The sequence below is a fragment of the Pseudomonas sp. WC2 genome, from assembly GCF_050586545.1.
In the GTDB taxonomy this organism is placed as follows: Bacteria; Pseudomonadota; Gammaproteobacteria; order Pseudomonadales; family Pseudomonadaceae; genus Aquipseudomonas.
Genome location: NZ_JBOBDR010000001.1, coordinates 35,261 through 53,761, shown reverse-complemented (window position 1 = coordinate 53,761; position 18,501 = coordinate 35,261). Strand labels below are relative to the sequence as shown.

Genomic DNA, 18,501 nt, shown 5'->3' with positions numbered 1-18,501 from the left:
TCCGTCACCCTAATCTGCTTGGCGGCAGACGGTGGCGGTTCCTCAGTACAAGGAGCCTTCACAAATGCAATACGCCCTCAATCCGTCCAAAATTCGCGCCGCTGCACACCGTGCAATGGCTCTCGCCGCTTTACACGCCAATTCCAGCCTCGCTACACGCCTCTCCCGTTACAACGCTCACATGGCCAAAGCCCGCGCACTCGAAACCGCAGGCGGCGCCCAATGAACAATGCTTTGAGTTTCGCCCTGCCCGAAGACCTGCTCTGCGTGAATCCGACCGCAGAAGCCGGTGTGCCCATCGACGCCATCACCTGCGCCATTGCTCGCGCCGACTCGGTGCTGACGCTGCTTGAAGAGCACTTTGAAAGCGACTCCTCGCGCCTAGCTAATCACGTCATCGCGGCCGTCCTCTGGGACGTGCGAGGCACCCTTGGTTTGATTAAGACGCTGACCTTGCACGGCGACTCCACCTCGACGCCTGCTGTGCAGAAAGGCGGTGCGCTATGAATACTTCCACCACACTTGGCCACGCCACTTTTTCACGCGTAAACGTCACCGACCTGAAACTGTTTCGGGTCAATGCCGGTGTGCCGGTAGAGGATGCGCTGGAGATGGTTTCGCAGCTGCAGCATCACGCAAACCAACTCACGCTTGCCACTGCCATGAGCGACCAAGGCGAACGTTTCAGTTGGCCTGCCCTGTACCTTGGCGAGATGGCCAAAGCGCTGATCGATGACATCAACGACGCGCTGTTTTTGCCGAGGGCTGACGCATGAGCCAACGCCCGAGCAACACTAAACGTCCAAGTTTTGCCGACGTGAAGGCCGCCGCGCTGAAAGACATTGATCGTGTCTTGTCGCACTGGCTGCCCAACGGCAAGCGCGTCGATGGCGGCAAGGAATACACCGCACCGAATCCAACCCGCAGTGACAAGCGCGCCGGTTCGCTGAAGATCAGTTTGAGCAAAGGCACATGGGCCGACTTTGCTACCGGCGACAAGGGCGGCGACCTGATTGATCTGGTGCGCTATCTGGACGGCGGCACAGACATCGAGGCCTGCAACAACCTCGCAGATCTATTGAATGTTACGCCCGGCAACGCCCAGGCGAAGAACGCGCCAGCCAAGACGAAAGCCCCTGAGTGGATTGCCATTCAGCCGATCCCAGCGGAGGCCATGAACAAATGCCCTGCCAAGCATCGGCAGCACGGCGTGCCGTCCAAGGTCTGGATCTACCGTGATGCGCAAGGCCAGCCGCTTATGGCGCTCTACCGCTTCGACCTCGCCCCTGAAGAGGACGGTAAACCGAAGAAGGTTTTTGCACCCCTAACATGGTGTCGGCGCGCCGATGGCCAGACCACGCAATGGCGCTGGCAGGGTCTGCCCGATCCACGTCCGCTGCTGCGACTTGATGAACTGGCTCAACGCACTGACGCACCGGTAGTTTTGTGCGAAGGCGAGAAAGCTGCCGACGCTGCCGCCGAACTGCTACCGAGCCACGTGGCGACCTGCTGGCCGAACGGCTCCAACTCTTGGCATAAAGCTGACCTGACACCACTTAAGGGTCGCGATGTGCTGTTGTGGCCTGACAACGACGACAGCGGCAAAGCTTGCATGAAAACCGTTGCCGAGAAGCTGCGCGAGATCGGCGCCGCCTCGGTAAATCTCATCGAGCTGGAGGTGTTCAAGCGCAAACCCACGCTGAAGAGTGGCCGCGCCGCCGTCACCAAAGGTGGTCAATGGGATGACGGTGATGACGCTGCCGATGCGCTCATCAAAAATTGGACAGCCGCGCATTTCGCCGAGCTGCAAAGCAGCGGCGAGCTGTTTGGCTTGGTCGAGGAAAAACCATCCCCGGAGCAAACTGAAGCCAAGACGGACGCGAAGACGAAACCCGCAGCCAAGCGCCCGAAAAAATCGAAAACCGACCTGATGCCCGGTGGCTTTCGACTCACATCAGAAGGTGTGTTTTATGCCGGTGATGACGGTGAGGCGCGTCCGGTGTGCTCGCCATTGGAGATCCTCGCCCGTACTCGCGACGACAAAGGGCAGAATTGGGGATTGTTGGTCGAATTTGACGATCCCGACGGCGCCAAGAAACGCTGGAACATTCCGGCGCGCACCATGACGGGTGACTTCGGCAAAGACGTGCTCGGCCCGCTGGTAGACATGGGCCTGAGGCTTGCAGGAAGTCGTTCAGGACGCAATGCACGCAATGACCTGCAGAGTTATCTCGGCGGCTTTGACAGCGCCCAACGGGCACGACTGGTCACGCGCTTGGGTTGGCATGACACCGCCTTTCTACTGCCCGAGCAGCAAGTCGGCGCGCACAGTGAACACCTGCACTTCTACGAGGCCGGCTCTCAGCTTCCGCCGATCAGCGAAGCGGGCACGCTTGAACAATGGCAGGAGCAGATCGGCGCGCTGTGCGTCGGCAATCATCGTTTGGCGTTTGTCGTCGGCGTCGCCTTCGCCGGGCCGCTGCTGCACATGCTTGGCCATGAGTCGGGCGGCTTTCACTTGTACGGCGACAGCTCCGGCGGCAAGACCACGCACTTGCAAGTTGCCGCTTCAATCTACGGCGGACCGCGACTGGTGCGCTCGTGGCGATCGACCGATAACGCACTCGAATCCATCGCCGCCGCTCATTCCGACGGCCTTCTGGTCTTGGATGAAATCGGCATGTGCGACCCGCGCATCATTGGCGAAACGGTGTACATGCTGGGCAACGGCACCGGTAAGGCACGCGCCAATGATCGAGGCCAAGCGGGCCGACAGGTACAAGAATGGCGCCTGCTGTTTCTCTCCACCGGGGAGAAAACATTGGCGCAGCACATGGCCGAAGCGAACAAGGAACTGAAAGCGGGTATGGAAGTGCGCATGCTCGCAGTCCCAGCCGATGCCAGTAAAGGCCTTGGCATGTTCGATGTGCTTAACGGTTTCGAAGATGCAGCAGCACTGTCCGACGCGCTCAAGGCACGCGTAGCGATGTACTACGGCACGCCGCTCACAGCCTTCCTTACCGCGCTGTGTGAACCCGGTAAGCGTCACGGATGGTCCGCCATCCTGCGCCGCACGCTAGAAGGCTTTATTGCCCAGTCGTTACCAGCGTCGGCCAGTGGACAAGCGCACCGTGCCGCCGCTCGCTTCGGTCTCGCCGCCGCAGCGGGCGAGCTGGCCACGGCGATGGGCATCACCGGGTGGCCTGACGGAACCGCCACCACCGCTGCTCGCGTGTGTCTCAATGCATGGATGAACGAGCGCGGCGGCGCAGGCAACTTCGAGGGCGATGCGATCTTGGCGCGGCTGCGCCAGGTCATCGAGCGCTTTGGTGAAAGCCGTTTCACGCGCTGGGAATCGGCGGCGGCAAAAATCGATGAGCATGGACCGCGCACCATCGACCGACTCGGTTTTCGTAAGACGTTGGAGCACGGTCTGGGGGATTCCCTGCACACCACCAACACCTACTACGTGCTCCCCGAGTTATGGCGCTCTGAGATCTTCCGGGGCATGAACATTAACGCTGTGAACAAGGAGCTGCTACAGCGCGGCGTTCTGGAGCCGGGAGGTGATGGCAAGGCGTCGAGTTCGATCCGGTTGCCCGGCCTAGGCATGCAACGTTGCTACATCGTGAAAACGATTCCGGGAATGGATGAGAGCGAGGCTCGGGCTGCCTAAGGGCATCTCTGCTGATCGAGGTAGCGCCGGCTAAATCCCGGCCTCGCCAGCCACTCAGCAAACCCACAATCGAATTGAACAGAGACCAACCACATGAACGAGATTCAAAACCTGAAAGACCGTCGCGACCATCTGTTGAGCGAGGCCGACCAACTGCATGCCGAACTACTGCCTCTTGAGGCTCTGCTGGAAAGCGAGGAAACCATCGAGCCGACTCAGGGGCGCGAACTCCGCAACAGGTACAACGAGCTGAAACGGAATTTCGATTCGCGCAAAAACAACGCCGACCTTTTGGACAGGAAGATCAGTCGCCGCGAGAACCTTGCCTACTGCCATTCCCTGATGGCGGGATACATCGAAGCGATGGATAACTGGACCGCTGATGAACAGGAGTTGAAGGAGAAGCGCCAAAGCCTCAGCAACCGTTTGGAGCAGATTCAGCAGCAGGCGGAAGAGGACATGGCGAGAGCTCGTCAGGCCGAGACGGACGCTGCCACTGCTTACGCGCAGGCAGTCGCCTGGGGTGATACAGAAGGCGAGAAGACAGCCAACACTGATGCGCAGAAGGCGGCGAAGAACCTCACGGTGGCCACCGAACACAATCGTCGCCAACACCTGATCATGAAGGCTTTAGAGCAGGAGCTGGTCACCGTAGATAAATACATCGCAGAAGCACAGGTAAAGCATAAGGGGATAGAGCGCACCGCCCTGCTGCTATCGCAGACGGTACTCGAAGAGCAATGGAACGAGGCCGCAAAAGCGTTGTTCGAGGTGGGCGGAAAGCTTTGGGCGAACTACAACCTGCTCGGCCGTGACCAGATTGGCCTTATGAAGCTTGCCGTTCCAGAGCAAGGCGAGAACTTTGGGAAGTGGACATGGGAAGAGCTATCAGCTCGCTCGCGCCAGTACCGCGCGCGAGACTTGTTCCAGCTCGACGGCCTAGCGACGCCGAACCAACCTGAAGTCATGAGCAATCTGGAACAACGTAAGGATGAACGTAATGAACAAGCCGATACAGAACAGCGCCAGTTGGTCTGACACGCTCAAAACTCGAAAGGCCCACCTCATTGCCCTGCTGAAGACCATCAACGCAGGGCCGGGCAAATCCAGTCCAATACAAACGCTGACGATTAACGCGATCAAATCGGAAATGACGCACATTGACAACCAACTGAACCGTCGAAAATAGCGCTGAACTTATAACTAACTCGTTTTATCTTAATAACTACTCACGATCACTCAAGGGAAAGACAATGTCCAAACTCGCAGAGTACCGCCAGCTGGAAAAACACCTCGCTGAGCAGCTCCAGGCACTGGAAGCACTAAAAGGTGATGACGGACTGAAGAAAGAAATCGAGTTCGAGACCAAGCTGCGCAAGCTGCTTGAACACTATGGTTTCAGTCTGAAGCACATCATCAACATTCTAGAGCCGCAGACCACGGCGAAGCGTCAAGGTGCAGCTCCGGCAGCCCGCACACGTAAACCACGCCAACTCAAGGTCTACAAAAATCCGAACACTGGTGAAGTCATCGAAACAAAGGGCGGGAATCACAAAGCGCTGAAAGAGTGGAAAGCGAAACACGGAGCCGACACTGTCGAGGGATGGCTGAAAAAATAAATCTGCTTCACCTGAAAAAGGGCCTAGATGGGTCCTTTTTAGCAAATATTTTACAAAAAACTAACACTTCGTGGTCAACATCACAGCGATGTTATGAGCGCCCAATGACTCCTGACTTTTCTACGAAAACCCATATTATTTTAAGCCGACAGTGCGAGATTGCGGCACATGAACTGGCTTCCTACTAGCTAGCTAATCTAGGAAGATTCGGGCCCATGTTTTTCTACGCAGTGCGTCTCGCTTGGTTGAAAGAGAGAAAACAAAGAATTCATACAGGTGTGGAATGACCGGCAATTTGAGTTTTTTTGAGTTCTCATAGCACATTGCCTCATAAGCGATATACCGGAAAATTTCGTACAGCGGAGTTATGAACTGAACCAGTTTCCAAACTAGGTGAGGGGCGACTTTCCGAATTAAATGCATTCTCCAGTAATCATCGAAAAGCGTCATCGGATGTCCGTCGAAGTCGAACCTCGCAGAGTAGCCAACCAACCCTGCCTGATCCATCTGATGCATCACTCGCTCTGAATCCTTATTGAGTTTCACTAGACCTATTTCAGTGTAAGCGACTTTTTTGCAGATTGAGTACCAGTCACCCAGTGGGCCACGATCCGCCGTGATGTTGTTGAGTTCACTCAGATTGTAATAGCGAGCCTTATTAGCAAATTTTTCTAGGAAATCTAGGATATTGTCATCAACACTGCCAGAGCATGGCGGGATCGAGCTGTCTGCATCCCACTTATCTCGCATGGAAAGCACATGAAGATAAGTTGTCTTAATATTGTGACCGTATTTTTTTCTGAGCTCACCATCAGTTAGGGAATTGTAATTATTTTCGAGCATGTGATTAGCAATAACAATAAGCTTTAAGATACGCTCAAAACCAATTGTGAGTTGAAAGAACGCAGAATAGAAATTTCCTATACTCCTCTCGTCAAGATTCGATTTTAAAAGCAAATCCATTCCTAACAGTAGAGATGCTCTAGCTAGGTGCCCCTCTTGCTGTAGCAAAGTAAATGTACGGCTAAATCGAAGGTCGTGCATAGTGTCCATCCTGGTCTATCATCGATGTAGTATAACCTTGGGAGCGGCAGCCGATTCCTTCCACCGACGATGTTATCGGCGAGTGGCGGGCATCGACTCTGAATGAAACCTAAGACAACCAAGCCTAGCTTATCGGGACATCACACCAAAGTGGATCATCTCTCAGTGCCTTTTCAATCGCATCAGCGTTAGTGAAAGGTTTCAATTTAATGGACACGGTGGTGTTTGATATTGGGTTCCTTTCAAAGATAGTCAGGCCATTCCCAAGCGCACAAACATAATCATCAAAACGCACATATCTATCGTGTGAGAATTGCTGAAATATCTTTTTTTCGTTCGATATTAGAGTCAATCGCTTTACTTTAGCGGAATATCCGGTCGCTGGCTTGAAGAGTGTGCTAAAGTAATTTTCTATTTCAATTTTTTGCTCAGAGCCCATTCCTCCCCCGTCAGAAAATATCGTCAAGTAGTAATCTCCATCCTCCACAACAAGGAAATCGAGAAAGTTCTTTATACTGCTATGAACACCTCGCGCCACATCATCCAATATTCGCTCAAACAAGAACCTATCGCAGATCGTTATACGTTTTGAATGCTTCGCAAGCATCTTAAAGCGATCATTCCAGACAGTATTAATATTTGAGGCGCCAGCTATATCTTGTTTGGAAAAAACTGTCGATCTTTTAAAGTTTTCGGATTGAGTAATTGCTGGGGCGCCCACCACCTCAAAATTGGTAGACTTACAGTGCCTTGAGATATTTCCATTACCACATAATACATAGGCCAAAGTATCATCAACAAAAGCCGTACTAAAGTAGCGTGAATAACTTTTCAATGCCTCTTCGAAATCCGTTAAAAGATCAATGTCCTTCCAAGGTATTTCGGTTGAAACTTTCTTGCCATGGGCCAACGCAGCCTTCCACTGTGCTTGATATTTTACAGGCAATGCGTTAATAGCAGCGTCATATCTTATTAGATAACCAGCCGGATAAACAAGAACACCGTAATCGATCCAATTACTTAAAAATAAGTCATGCACAACACTAAGATTTATATCACTCAGGTAGGCAGACGAAAAAAATGTATCATCAAAAAAGAATTCGGTTATCATGATTTTTTACCGAACAGCTCTTTTAGTCTTTCTTCAAAAAAACCGTCTGGCCAATCGACCATAAAGTCACCATCTTTATCCAAAGGTATCTCTAACACCTTGCTCCCACGACTGGTTGCTTCCACATATATAACTGCAACATCTTCATGAGATATAGTACCGTCTTTAATCTTGTTTTGCAGACGCAAAATTAAAGATTCGCTATGTGTTTCAATGATCCATTGATTTTCTTTTGAAGTTTCAATTATGAAGTTTGCGAGCTCCGCTTGGAGCCGTGGATGCAGATGGATCTCAGGTTGTTCAACACATATTGTGCTATGCCTCCTGACTAACCCTTCAACAAGTATGGGAAGCAGTTGCCCGATACCAAACCCTACATCGGACGGCCCTACAACAACTCCGGTTCGCAGATCCTTGAGCTGCAAAGAAACTACCGAACCAGTAATATCATTACCAATATTCTCCGCTGATAATGAATAAGGGATATCAAACCTATTAAACCATTTATTAATTTCATCGCTCATTCCAGGCGATTTCTCATAGATTAACCGTGCCGCATTTTCTCCCGCCTTACCCACACTTCCACTCTGATCGCCTTTAGGAGCGTAAAGTCTAGCGGGGTGTAATCTCAAGGGGCCGAGATACGCGACAGTTCCGAATTTATCTTGTAACTCTGTGGCAATCTCGCCGATAGTCTGGTTACATACAGAGAAAGATACGTTATCTACATCCTTATGGCCTTCTTTGATGACTACAGAAGATGGCGTGCAGAAGCTAGGATCACTTCTGAATGTTAAGTTATTAATGAGCTTTCTAACGGGATTGGAATCGAACCCTGCAACACCGGTCTTGCGAGAAACATAATTACAGAAAGACTCACTACTATCGACATCTGCAAAGTCAAAAGCGCGAGCAGCTAGGCTCCGCCGAACAAAGCTAGCTTGTATCTTGTCATCCAATATCGACTGCATTGAAAGTTTAAAAAGAGACTTATTATTACCCTCAGTAACTATCTTCGTGGTTATTTTTTTTAGGTATGTAAATTTTTCATTTTCGTGGCCGATCTCTCTGCCGGACAAAGAATATGTGAACTCATGAACTCTGTTGTGAGAGTCTCCAAAGCTAGTTCTTCCCGCTAAAGACTGTCTCTTTAGAGGGCTGTACTCAACAGAGAACTCCAAATCATTTCGAGTATCATGATTGTTCATCATTGATGAAAAAGTGCCTAAATCAATATACTCACCAGTTGAAACCACCCCCCCGCTTTCACTGGGCCTAGTTATTGACTGCTTCAAAAGCATTAGCGCTTGGATGATCGAGCTTTTTCCTGAAGAGTTAGGCCCGTATATTAGTGTGACTGGTGCCAGCCTTATCCTTTGAGGCTGCGAAAATCCTTTGAAATTATTGATCCCTATATTTTTAAACACAGAATTACCATCCCTGATCGAAATTTCATCGATCTTAACAAGGTTTTTTTTTGTGGTCTACAGAGAGTTTGTCAAATAGAACATGGCGTATTGAACAGCCAAATTTAATCCAGATTTTCTTTCTAGTACGTTATTTCTACGGACATCCATTTTGCTTATCTATGACAGGGGGAGGGCTAAGCGTAGTAGCTCTTCGTGTGAATTATGAATGCCAATATTGATCGTACGAATAACTTGAAGGGTTTATTAGGTGCAACTGCAAGTGAAGGCGTTACTCACTAGTGTTCATGTGCGTAGCTGAGATGACCGCTTTTAGCCGTTCATCGCGTTTCGCTAAGAAAGAAAGCGCAAAGAGTTGTGACCTCGCGGCTAAAAAACGAAGCCTCTGAATCCATAGCAAAAACATAACTGTCGCTCCACGCGACTTCTTCACCGACCATGCCGTCGTCCCTGCAGACAACAGACATCGGCGAAGTATCTGCCACGCCAGAAATACAATCGGAGACGCATTCACTAGTTACATTCTGTCCATCCTACTGGCACGCTTTCAATCGTTCTCTATCAGTGCCGCTACCTTCACTGGAGTCAATCTCGCCATCAAGATCAATATGAATTTCCGTTGTCGGCCATTGAGGCTTAATGCTGACGCAACGGTTCAGCCCCTTCACATTCCACCAGTCAAGACGCATAAAGAACTCATCGCTAGGAAAGATATGTCCGACGTCACCCGTTGTCTTTCCGGGCAGCAGTTCACCGCGAACGATGGTGTGCTGGGTGTTCAGAACGTAACTAATTTTCTTGGTACCGTCTTTTGAGTAGAAGACGACAACTCGCGGTATTGCTACGTACCAGCACACCACCGCACCTATGAGAAGCAGCCCAATCCACCGCCCAATGTGTCGTGATCGCTTTTCACTTGCAGACATGTTTTTGAACTCCTGTACCCCAGTCAGCGATTGGCAGTGCCAACACCTTGTCCATGATGATCTGCGCGGTAACACCGCCGTTCGGATACTCCTTGTAGAGTTCCATTCCGAGGATGATCGACACTCGATCAGGAGCATCGTCCCATGCTCGCATCCCTTCAACGCCTTCCGTCCTGCGCGGACCATCAAACCTCTTAGGGTTTTGGAGGAAGCGCCAACTGTCTGAGCCTATTTGCTCAACCCCAGCGCCGTCCAATTGCACGCTGTCAGAGAGTCCACCGGCTAAGCCGACATACCCATAGTGAATGTTCGACCAGATGTCGTAGTAGAAGTCATACGCCCCTTGCTTGTGCCAAGGTGCACCGAACAGTTTGGCCAATTTTTTTTTGTGGTCCCAATCCTGACCTTGACCCACCTGTTTCGTCCAGATGGCGAAAGCCTTCGCCTTTTTCCCCAGTGCCATATTGTAAAACTGAGGATCTTGCCCTAGGCGCAGGTAGAGCGGAAGCTCCAAAAATTTCTTGGTTTCCGCCTCAGGATCGAAGCTGTTGAGCTCTTTCATTTCCAAGACTGCCGGATCTTTGATATTGCGGTTCATCTCAGCCGCGATGTATTCGGCCAGTTGCTCCATCATGTCAGGGTCTTTGCAAGTAGTGGGTGCTTCTGGCTCTGTCTTCGCCTCGGTTTTTTCGGTGGTGGCTTGCGGATCAACCAAAGCATTCGCCGCCAGAGCCTTCTCTTTCAAATTTGGGTCAGCGAGCAAGGTCGCCATCCTTTCATCGTCCACAGTGCCGTCTGGACGGAACGCTCCAAGTGCCATGAAGTTGATGATGGTTGCACCGCCAGAATCGCCCATGACAAACCCGCCACCTACATCACCTGACCCGGTGATGATGGTTCCGCCATGGCTGGTAGGACTGCCCAGGTGGGCCATAGGACGGCCATTCACCTGAATCGATGGAAAACCTGTGGTAATTACGGCACCACAACCGCATGTATCCCCGACACGTGCGGAGCCCATAAAGTTAATATTTACGTCGCCACTGGCGGAGGAAATCGGGGTGGTGCCATGACCAGGTAATGGGCAGACATGCTTGTCACCCAATCGAGCAGAGGGAGTCATTCGTCGTCCTTGTCGTGTAATTGAAAACCTCAGTTAGGAGGTAAAACGCGTTCAATAGTCTCTGCAAGGCTAGCGCACAGGGCGGGGCCAGTCTGTAGGACAAGTCTGAGCTTGAACCCTGCACTGCAGGTTTTGTCCAGCAGGGGACCTTGAAATCCCGTAACACCGTTCCGCATTGTTACACCACACACGAGATAAGCCGTTAGCAGGTGTTACATAAATATTATCCTTTAAAAACAGATACTTAAGAAGTTACGCAACACCTGTAACACTTGTAACACCACATTTGAAAGATATCCGTCCCCGCTCCCCATTAGCAACGCGTTCCACCAGCGATGAGATTCTGCAAGTGCCGGGGCCCCTGAGGCTTTGAGACATATACGGGGTCGGAAACCCGCCGGACTTTGTTAGCGGATAGGTGCCCAGCTTAGTGAACAGGTGAACCGGGTGAACACCCAGTTCACCAGTGCAACTGCACAAGATGATGGGAGGTCGCCGGGGACCCTGAGCATTTCTGAATGACACGGGGCATAAAACCCGCGCGATCTTGGCAGTGGCTGAATTTTCTACATTGGTTGACAGGTTGACAGCCGAAGGTGTCCATAATCATCAACACAAAAGGCCATCGTTACCGATGCGGTAACGATGGCCTTTTTTTGGCAGGATTTTTTCGATTTCAATGCCTGAAATTTCAGTAACTTTGAAATCCTGCCACTAACGCAGTCCGACGGGTTTCCGACCCCGTATGGATAAGGATCTCTCAGGGGCCCCAGCAATATTTGGTCGCTCTAGCGTCCCCTGAAGCAATTATCTCAGGCTGACCTATCGTCAAATCGCTATCGACAGTAAGCGCTTGAAGCTATTTGCTTCCACCATCACCGCCTTTTACACGGTATTCACCTATGGAAAGTTCTCCTCAGAAACGCGCCTTCCGAACGCTCGAAAGCATCGAAGCTGAAAAAGTCACTCGTGGAATGCTCAAACCTTTTTTGGAAGGCATCGGTTTCAATGGTGTGAGTGATGTACGTAAAGGTCATTCTCAACTTCTTTCCGCTATCACACCTGAAGGTAAGACATTCACCGCCCGTGTTCGCTTGTGTTGGCGGTGGGAAGACCAGCCTGAGAAATACTCTGCGGCACAATTACGAGCACGGCTCAGCGATGGTGATTGGGACAAGACAATTGCCGAAATCGTTGATCGCGAAGCGCCTCAAGGTGTGACTCACGCACTGTTGGTCCAGCGCTATGAATCGGCTATCAAATTCGCGGCCCTAATTCCTGTAAATGCCATAACTGGAATTATCAACGGACAAAGAGATGTAAGCGCGAAGCTAATCGCTGAAGGGAAGCTAGGGCGCCTCAAAAAGAACCATGCGGTAAATGGAGATTGTCCAACCATGTGGCTGATGGATGATCGTTATGACGAGGCATACAAGGTTGCCGACGTTTTATGGAATTGGCCTGAGGTGGAGGACTTGGCTCGACGTCAGGGCTCCGGTGGTTTCGAAATAGCGACCAACGACACCTTTAACGATCTACCGGGTATCGATTTATCGCTCTTGGGTCGTGATGAAACCTTACGTTTTCAAGTGACCGTTTCCAGAGTGGCTCGGGATCCGAATGTCCGAAAAGCGGTCATAGATCGTTGCGGTGCGCGTTGTGAACGGCCGGGTTGCGGAGCAAGTCGCTCGTATACAGGCTTTCTGGACGTCCACCATATACTGGGCGTTGAAGTGAGTGATCGAGTTTCAAACTGCGTTGCACTGTGTCCAAATTGCCATAGGGATGCACATTTCTCGGCGGATAGAGAAAGCTTGAACGATTCATTGCTAGTGGTCGCACGGCATCGACGCGAGTAGTCATTGCATGCATCAGCAACTGTCAGCGTGTATGCCCACGTGTATGCCTAACCTAAACAACACCAACCAAACCCTTACAGAATGGGGTCTGCAGAGCTCAGTTCAAACGACGCCTGGTGCGCCATTGATTTAAACGAGAAAGCCCCGGACTGATGAAGTTCGGGGCTTTTTTGTGGCCAATGCAAAGAGGACTGGAACGACGTCACTCCGTCGTCCAATCAAATTCATCGTAATCATCGTCATCTTCTTCCTCCCCAACCTCGTCCTCAAAAACGTCGTCTTCATCAACGACGTCCTCTTCCGGCTGGTTCAGCAGAAATTCCTTACGTGCCTCGGTAATCGCGCGCCGCATCTCTTCGCCCTTTTCCGGGCAGTTGAGCAGTTGGGCAATGCGGTCAATTTTCGATGCCACAGTGTCCTCCAGCGTATTGGCAATGCCCCGATAGTGCGCGTTTTTGTGGGGCAATGCCAAATGACTGAAGGGTCGTGCGGTCATTTTTTCTGCAACTGTTCGAGTCGGGCGTCGAGATCGGCGTTCGGGTAGCGTTTGTGCAGGTTGTTGAACAGGCTGTCTGCTGCTTGCGACTGGCCGGATTCGCGCAGGCGGAAGACTTCGCGCAGTTGCGCGTCAAGGCCATTGGCCGGGGTGGCGGCGCGTTTGCTGACTTTGGCTTCGTCGGCGCTGATGGCTTCGCTTTGCATCGGTGCGGCCATTTCCGCCATCGGCGCGGGTGCGGGCATGGCACCTGCGGGGGCTGACAATGCTTCAGGGGCTTGCTTACGCATCAGCGGTGCGGCGGGTTTGGCTGCCGGGGCGAAATCGAATTGCGCTTGCGGTTCTGGTGCGCGCTGCACCAGCGACAACATCAACGCGACGCCCACGAGGCTGGCGAATGCGACTTGCCAGCGTGGTTTGCGGCAGGCATCGAGCCAGCAATGCCATAATCCTGGCTTGGGCGCCGGGATTTCGCGGCGGGCAGTATCAGTAATGAAAGCATCAAGGTGCGCCGACGGTTCAGCGTTGTGTTGTTCGCGCACATGCTTGATCAGCAGATCTTCGGGTGTCTGGCGGGCGTCAGTCATGTCAGTACCTCCTCGGCCAGCAGCCGACGCAGTTTTTGCTGGGCGTAGCGCAAACGGCTTTTTACCGTTTCCAGCGGTGTTTCGGTGAGGCTGGCGATTTGCGCCAGGTCGAGGTCGCCGTGAGCACGCAGCAAAAAGACTTCGCGCTGGTCGGCGGGCAGGGTTTGCAGAGCGCTTTCCAGGCGCTGACTGTCGCGGCTGAGGCTCAGCAGTTGTTCGGGATCATTCGTCTCGTCGCTGACCGCGTGGCTTTGTTCGTCATAGCTGTCGTGCAACGGTTGGTGAACCCCGTGTTTGCGCCAGTGATCGATCAGGCGATTGCGGGCAATCTGGAACAGCCATGTACGAAAAGTCGCCCGGCCTTGTGGCTGACTGGTGCTGCGGATCAGGCTGAGCCAAGTCTCCTGAAACACCTCATCAGCTAGTTCAGGTTTGCCGCTCAAGCCCAGCAAAAACCGATACAAACCCTGACGATGACGGGCGTACAAGATCTCGAACGCCGCGCCGTCGCCCGCGCGATACCGCGCCAGCAGCGATTCATCGCTGCTGGCGTTTGAGCTGTCTGCCGAGGCAAACAGCTGGCTGATAAAGCCCTTCAGACGACTCACCTATTCAATCCGTCGTTCAGTGGCCGGCGCGTTCGCTGCGATTGAACTGCGCAGGCTTCGCGCCAGGTTCACCAACTGCACGAACTCGTTACGCAGGCCAAAACGGTCATCGCCCCGCGCGCCTCGGGCCAGTGCCTCGGTGTCTTTCAGGCTGAAATCGCCGGTGTAGCGGCCGTCCTTGAGTTGCTGGGAAAACGCGGCGACCGCAGCGGCAAAACGCAGATCCTCGCTGGCGGTTGCGACCTGGTTGGCGATCGGCCGCTCGATCAGCAGACTTTTCCCACCCTCCGGCTGTTGATAACGCACACGCAGCATCGCCAATTCTCCGCTCTTCCCGGAAACGACCAACTTCGAGTCCCCGTAACGCAGCGGCTCGAGCCAACCCTTTTCGCCCGTCGGGACAATTTCGTACAGCGCGGTCACCGTGTGTCCTGCGCCGATTTCGCCGGCGTCGACTTTGTCATTGCTGAAATCCTCACGCTTCAACGCGCGGTTTTCGTAGCCGAGCAGGCGATATTCGCTGACCTGCGCCGGGTTGAATTCCACCTGCAGTTTGACGTTTTTCGCCACCACGGCGAGGGTCGAACCCAGTTGATCGACCAGCACCTTGCGCGCCTCGCGCAGGTTGTCGATGTAGGCGTAGTTGCCATCGCCCGCGTCGGCCAGTTGTTCCATCAAGTGTTCATTGTAGTTATCCACACCAAAACCCAGGGTGGTCAGGGAAATCCCGGTTTTGCGTTTATCCACAGCCATTTGCTTGAGGCTGTCGAAGTCGCTGACGCCGACATTGAAGTCACCATCGGTGGCTAGGAGAATGCGGTTGATGCCTTTGGGAATGAAGGCCTGCTGCGCCATTTGATAGGCCAGTTCGATACCGGAGGCTCCTGCGGTCGAGCCACCCGCGGTCAATTGCTCGATGGCTGTACGAATTTTCGCTTTCTCGCGTCCGGATGTTGGTTCAAGCACCACTCTGGATTCGCCGGCATACACCACCAGTGACACGCGATCCTGATCACGCAATTGATCGACCAGCAATTTCAGCGTGCTTTTGACCATCGGCAGGCTTTCGCGGCGATCCATCGAGCCGGACACATCCACCAGAAACACCAGATTGGCCGGGGCCAGTTCCGCCACGGCGCGATCGGAAGCCTTGATGCCAATGCGCAGCAAGCGAGTGTGCGGGTTCCACGGTGAAGCCGCCAGTTCGGTGGTCACGCCAAACGGCGAGCCGTCGCTGGGCAACGCGTAGTCGTAGGGGAAGTAATTGACCATTTCCTCCAGCCGGACGGCACCTTCCGGCGGCAGACGTCCCTGATTGAGTAGGCGGCGGACGTTGGCGTACGCGCCGGTATCGACGTCTGCGCTAAAGGTTGAAACCGGAGTTTCGGCGACGCTGTGAATCGGGTTGTCAGCCAGCGCCTGATATTGCTCACGCTGCTCGTCGCGATAGCCCTGTGGATAACTGTCCGCGCCGGGCATCGGCGCAAAACTGGCGACGGGCGCCGAACGGACCAGGCGCTTGGCCATCGAGCCACCGGCCATCACCGCTTCCTGTTGAACCAGCACTTCGGGCTGGGCCGGCGCGGGCACAGCAGCGGAATCGGGTGTGGAAGAAGCACCGCAACCGGCGAGCGCCAGCAGCACACCAACCGCAACAGGACGTAAGAGATGAAGAGACATGGGGGCTGACCTCGGGGATGAAGTTGATCATTCATCCACTGAGACGGGCAGCCCCTTCAGTTCGGGTTAAACGCCGCTAAAAATTTTTTTCAGCGGTGATAACGCCGCACCGCACTGCTGTTACGCAGCACATGACCTTTGATTTTCTCCATCAGCTCGGCACGGGTCAGACCGGCGGGCAAAGCATCAGGAGCCAAGTCCAGCGCGTAGATCTGGATGATGTAGTGGTGCGCACTGTCGCCCACCGGCGGGCACGGCCCCATGTAATGGGTGTTGCCCTTGCTATTGGTGCCGCCGATACCTTCGAACGCGGATTTGGCGCCGACACCCGCCGCGATCTGCCGCGTGGTGGATTTGATGCCGTAGTGAATCCAGTGATCGACGCCCAGGCCTTTCTGGCCGTCCGGATCGTGCATGACGATCGCGTAGCTCTGGGTGCCAGCAGGCCCCGCGTTCCAGCTCAACGCCGGCGACTGGTTCTTGCCGCCGCAACCAGCTGCATCGCTGGCAGCAGCCGAGGTGAACAGACGGTTATCGGAAACACCCGGGATGCTCAGGGTGAAACGCTCTTGGGCCTGCGCCGGAAACTGCACGCAAAGGGTGACGGCGAGGGCCGCCAGCCATGGGTTGAGAGAGGTCAATCGGGTCATTCCGGGAGCACCTTGTGCAGTGGGGCCGTCGTCGGCCTGCAAACTATAGCTGTACCGTTCGTGCCGTGGCAGTGGCAAATGGCTGAACCTCGCACCGATGCGCCAACTCACAAGAGAAATGCCCGCGAGGAAGCCGAACATGTCCCTGCACCGCGTCGCCCGTTTCGCCGATGTTCCTGAAGACCGTGGCCTGCAAGTTGAAATTGGCGACTGCAAGATTGTGCTGCTGCGCGTAGGCGAGCAACTGCGTGCCTTTCAGGGCGAGTGCCCGCACGCCGGGGCGCCATTGGCTGACGGCGCGCTGTGTCATGGACGGCTGATTTGCCCTTGGCACAAAGCGGCTTTTCGCGCAGAAGACGGCGCGTTGTGTGAGCCGCCAGCCCTCGACAGCCTCAAGCGTTACCCACTGGAACTGCGCGGCGACGAGGTCTGGGTCGATGACCAACCCCTGCCGGATGCTCACACCCCGCCGGCGGATGATCCACGAACGTTCGTGATTGTTGGCTCCGGGGCAGCCGGCACAGCGTGTGCGGCGGCGTTGCGGGAAAAGGCTTTCGGTGGCCGCATCGTCATGCTCGACCGCGAGGCCGACGCCGGTTACGACCGCACGGTGCTGAGCAAATTTGTCCTCGCCGGGGAAATGCCCCCCGAGGAAACGCCGCCGCTGCGAGATGAAACCTTCTATAAAGAGCAGCGCATCGAACGCCTGAATAACGAAATCACCTCGCTCGATGCTGCAAACAAGACGTTGCACCTGAGCGACGGCCAGAGCCTGCACTACGATGCTGCCGTGCTGGCCACCGGCGGGGAGCCCAATCGATTGGAATTGCCCGGCGCCGACCTGCCGCAAGTCTTCGTGCTGCGCTCCAAGGCTCAGGCCGAACGGATCATGAGCGCAACCAGTCAGGATCAACGCGCGGTGATCATCGGCGACAGCTTTATCGCCCTCGAATGCGCTTCGGCTATGCGCCAGCACGGCCTCGACGTCACCGTGCTCGCTCGCCACGCCATTCCCTTCGCCGCTCAATTCGGCGACGCCGTGGGCAAAGCCATTCGGTCATTACACGAAGAACATGGCGTGAAATTCATCGACGATCACCAAGCCACCGAGATCATCGGCGACGGCAAAGTCGAGGCGGTGCTGCTGGACAATGGATTAAGGATTTCAGCGGATCTGGTACTCGCGGGGATCGGCGTACACCCGGCGACCGAAGCGTTCGCGTCGCTGCCAAGGGAAAAGGATCAATCACTGCGCGTCGATGACGGCATGCGCGTGAGCGAAAACCTGTGGGCCATCGGCGACATCGCCACCTTCCCGCTCAATGGCCAGCCGCAACGTATCGAACACTGGCGGCTGGCCCAGCAACACGCACGCATCGCTGCCGCCAACATGCTCGGTGGCGACGAGCATTACCTCGACGTGCCGTTTTTCTGGACCTGGCATTTCGGCAAGAACTACGACTACCTTGGGCATGCGGAACATTGGGATGAGGTGGAGTTTCTTGGCGAGCCTGAGCACCCGCCGTTTATTGGGTTGTTCGGTAGAAACGGCGTGCTGGTTGCTGCAGTTGCCTGCGAGAAAGAGCGTGCGATGGCGCTACTGGCTGAACTGATGAAGCAGCCGCTATCGATGGAAGAGGCCTGGCAGCAGGTTAACGACGTCAGGTAATTGATCGCTCCCGCGCTCCCGCGTGG

The 18,501-nt window shown here is 54.1% G+C and carries 18 protein-coding genes; 8 read left to right on the top strand and 10 right to left on the bottom strand.

Annotated features, from left to right (window positions below):
* Positions 1-64: 64 nt before the first annotated feature.
* From ACQ4OE_RS00230 to ACQ4OE_RS00205, 6 genes are all read left to right on the top strand, one after another.
* Positions 65-226, top strand: a complete 162-nt coding sequence (locus tag ACQ4OE_RS00230) for a hypothetical protein (RefSeq protein ID WP_172791593.1) — start codon at positions 65-67, stop codon at positions 224-226.
* Entirely contained in the window at positions 223-507 is a 285-nt protein-coding gene (locus ACQ4OE_RS00225; RefSeq protein WP_430945267.1) for a hypothetical protein, read from the top strand. Before ACQ4OE_RS00230 ends, ACQ4OE_RS00225 begins: the two co-directional genes overlap by 4 nt.
* Complete coding sequence (locus ACQ4OE_RS00220) at positions 504-776, top strand: DUF3077 domain-containing protein (RefSeq protein WP_430945266.1); 273 nt, start codon at positions 504-506, stop codon at positions 774-776. Before ACQ4OE_RS00225 ends, ACQ4OE_RS00220 begins: the two co-directional genes overlap by 4 nt.
* Positions 773-3,676, top strand: coding sequence for a DUF927 domain-containing protein (locus ACQ4OE_RS00215; RefSeq protein ID WP_430945265.1), 2,904 nt, complete (start codon positions 773-775; stop codon positions 3,674-3,676). The genes ACQ4OE_RS00220 and ACQ4OE_RS00215 overlap by 4 nt, the downstream gene beginning before the upstream one ends.
* A 93-nt stretch (positions 3,677-3,769) precedes the next feature.
* A complete protein-coding gene (locus ACQ4OE_RS00210; RefSeq protein ID WP_430945264.1) occupies positions 3,770-4,714 on the top strand; it encodes a chromosome segregation protein SMC in 945 nt (314 codons plus the stop codon).
* A gap of 215 nt (positions 4,715-4,929) precedes the next feature.
* On the top strand, positions 4,930-5,295 hold the full coding sequence (locus tag ACQ4OE_RS00205; protein ID WP_430945263.1) for a histone-like nucleoid-structuring protein, MvaT/MvaU family: 366 nt from the start codon (positions 4,930-4,932) through the stop codon (positions 5,293-5,295).
* Between the two features lie 192 nt (positions 5,296-5,487).
* On the opposite strand, the gene ACQ4OE_RS00200 is transcribed toward ACQ4OE_RS00205, so the two are convergent.
* The 5 genes from ACQ4OE_RS00200 to ACQ4OE_RS00180 form a co-directional block, all read right to left on the bottom strand.
* Positions 5,488-6,339 (bottom strand): hypothetical protein, encoded by an 852-nt coding sequence (locus ACQ4OE_RS00200; protein ID WP_430945262.1) that lies wholly within the window; start codon positions 6,337-6,339, stop codon positions 5,488-5,490.
* Positions 6,340-6,463: 124 nt separating this feature from the next.
* Positions 6,464-7,450 carry a hypothetical protein gene (locus ACQ4OE_RS00195; protein ID WP_430945261.1) on the bottom strand — a complete coding sequence of 329 codons (987 nt, stop codon included), beginning with the start codon at positions 7,448-7,450 and terminating at the stop codon, positions 6,464-6,466.
* Entirely contained in the window at positions 7,447-8,877 is a 1,431-nt protein-coding gene (locus tag ACQ4OE_RS00190) for a DUF3696 domain-containing protein (protein WP_430945260.1), read from the bottom strand. Before ACQ4OE_RS00190 ends, ACQ4OE_RS00195 begins: the two co-directional genes overlap by 4 nt.
* Positions 8,878-9,410: 533 nt before the next feature.
* Positions 9,411-9,803: a hypothetical protein gene (locus ACQ4OE_RS00185; protein WP_430945259.1), complete on the bottom strand. Its 393-nt coding sequence runs from the start codon at positions 9,801-9,803 to the stop codon at positions 9,411-9,413.
* The gene (locus tag ACQ4OE_RS00180) at positions 9,790-10,926 is read right to left on the bottom strand and encodes a polymorphic toxin type 44 domain-containing protein (protein WP_430945258.1); all 1,137 of its coding nucleotides are present in this window, start codon (positions 10,924-10,926) and stop codon (positions 9,790-9,792) included. Before ACQ4OE_RS00180 ends, ACQ4OE_RS00185 begins: the two co-directional genes overlap by 14 nt.
* A gap of 902 nt (positions 10,927-11,828) precedes the next feature.
* Here ACQ4OE_RS00180 and ACQ4OE_RS00175 point away from each other — a divergent pair.
* Complete coding sequence (locus ACQ4OE_RS00175; RefSeq protein ID WP_430945257.1) at positions 11,829-12,785, top strand: HNH endonuclease; 957 nt, start codon at positions 11,829-11,831, stop codon at positions 12,783-12,785.
* A 202-nt stretch (positions 12,786-12,987) separates the two neighbouring features.
* Here ACQ4OE_RS00175 and ACQ4OE_RS00170 read toward each other — a convergent pair whose 3' ends face one another.
* From ACQ4OE_RS00170 to ACQ4OE_RS00150, 5 genes are all read right to left on the bottom strand, one after another.
* Entirely contained in the window at positions 12,988-13,281 is a 294-nt protein-coding gene (locus ACQ4OE_RS00170; protein ID WP_430945256.1) for a hypothetical protein, read from the bottom strand.
* Positions 13,278-13,868, bottom strand: a complete 591-nt coding sequence (locus tag ACQ4OE_RS00165) for a hypothetical protein (RefSeq protein WP_430945255.1) — start codon at positions 13,866-13,868, stop codon at positions 13,278-13,280. Before ACQ4OE_RS00165 ends, ACQ4OE_RS00170 begins: the two co-directional genes overlap by 4 nt.
* Positions 13,865-14,446, bottom strand: coding sequence for an RNA polymerase sigma factor (locus ACQ4OE_RS00160; protein WP_430945482.1), 582 nt, complete (start codon positions 14,444-14,446; stop codon positions 13,865-13,867). Before ACQ4OE_RS00160 ends, ACQ4OE_RS00165 begins: the two co-directional genes overlap by 4 nt.
* Before the next feature lie 30 nt (positions 14,447-14,476).
* Positions 14,477-16,156: a vWA domain-containing protein gene (locus tag ACQ4OE_RS00155; RefSeq protein ID WP_430945254.1), complete on the bottom strand. Its 1,680-nt coding sequence runs from the start codon at positions 16,154-16,156 to the stop codon at positions 14,477-14,479.
* Positions 16,157-16,245: 89 nt separating this feature from the next.
* Positions 16,246-16,806, bottom strand: a complete 561-nt coding sequence (locus ACQ4OE_RS00150; RefSeq protein ID WP_122594093.1) for a YbhB/YbcL family Raf kinase inhibitor-like protein — start codon at positions 16,804-16,806, stop codon at positions 16,246-16,248.
* A 139-nt stretch (positions 16,807-16,945) separates the two neighbouring features.
* Between ACQ4OE_RS00150 and ACQ4OE_RS00145 the strand changes: the two genes are divergently transcribed.
* Positions 16,946-18,475 (top strand): FAD-dependent oxidoreductase, encoded by a 1,530-nt coding sequence (locus ACQ4OE_RS00145; RefSeq protein ID WP_430945253.1) that lies wholly within the window; start codon positions 16,946-16,948, stop codon positions 18,473-18,475.
* Positions 18,476-18,501: the final 26 nt, after the last annotated feature.

What these genes read in the sequence shown, in the direction of transcription:
- ACQ4OE_RS00230 (WP_172791593.1), top strand. Translation starts at nt 65, where the DNA reads ATGCAATACGCCCTCAATCCGTCCAAAATTCGCGCCGCTGCACACCGT.
- ACQ4OE_RS00225 (WP_430945267.1), top strand. Translation starts at nt 223, where the DNA reads ATGAACAATGCTTTGAGTTTCGCCCTGCCCGAAGACCTGCTCTGCGTG.
- ACQ4OE_RS00220 (WP_430945266.1), top strand. Translation starts at nt 504, where the DNA reads ATGAATACTTCCACCACACTTGGCCACGCCACTTTTTCACGCGTAAAC.
- ACQ4OE_RS00215 (WP_430945265.1), top strand. Translation starts at nt 773, where the DNA reads ATGAGCCAACGCCCGAGCAACACTAAACGTCCAAGTTTTGCCGACGTG.
- ACQ4OE_RS00210 (WP_430945264.1), top strand. Translation starts at nt 3,770, where the DNA reads ATGAACGAGATTCAAAACCTGAAAGACCGTCGCGACCATCTGTTGAGC.
- ACQ4OE_RS00205 (WP_430945263.1), top strand. Translation starts at nt 4,930, where the DNA reads ATGTCCAAACTCGCAGAGTACCGCCAGCTGGAAAAACACCTCGCTGAG.
- ACQ4OE_RS00200 (WP_430945262.1), bottom strand. Translation starts at nt 6,339, where the DNA reads ATGCACGACCTTCGATTTAGCCGTACATTTACTTTGCTACAGCAAGAG.
- ACQ4OE_RS00195 (WP_430945261.1), bottom strand. Translation starts at nt 7,450, where the DNA reads ATGATAACCGAATTCTTTTTTGATGATACATTTTTTTCGTCTGCCTAC.
- ACQ4OE_RS00185 (WP_430945259.1), bottom strand. Translation starts at nt 9,803, where the DNA reads ATGTCTGCAAGTGAAAAGCGATCACGACACATTGGGCGGTGGATTGGG.
- ACQ4OE_RS00180 (WP_430945258.1), bottom strand. Translation starts at nt 10,926, where the DNA reads ATGACTCCCTCTGCTCGATTGGGTGACAAGCATGTCTGCCCATTACCT.
- ACQ4OE_RS00175 (WP_430945257.1), top strand. Translation starts at nt 11,829, where the DNA reads ATGGAAAGTTCTCCTCAGAAACGCGCCTTCCGAACGCTCGAAAGCATC.
- ACQ4OE_RS00170 (WP_430945256.1), bottom strand. Translation starts at nt 13,281, where the DNA reads ATGACCGCACGACCCTTCAGTCATTTGGCATTGCCCCACAAAAACGCG.
- ACQ4OE_RS00165 (WP_430945255.1), bottom strand. Translation starts at nt 13,868, where the DNA reads ATGACTGACGCCCGCCAGACACCCGAAGATCTGCTGATCAAGCATGTG.
- ACQ4OE_RS00155 (WP_430945254.1), bottom strand. Translation starts at nt 16,156, where the DNA reads ATGTCTCTTCATCTCTTACGTCCTGTTGCGGTTGGTGTGCTGCTGGCG.
- ACQ4OE_RS00150 (WP_122594093.1), bottom strand. Translation starts at nt 16,806, where the DNA reads ATGACCCGATTGACCTCTCTCAACCCATGGCTGGCGGCCCTCGCCGTC.
- ACQ4OE_RS00145 (WP_430945253.1), top strand. Translation starts at nt 16,946, where the DNA reads ATGTCCCTGCACCGCGTCGCCCGTTTCGCCGATGTTCCTGAAGACCGT.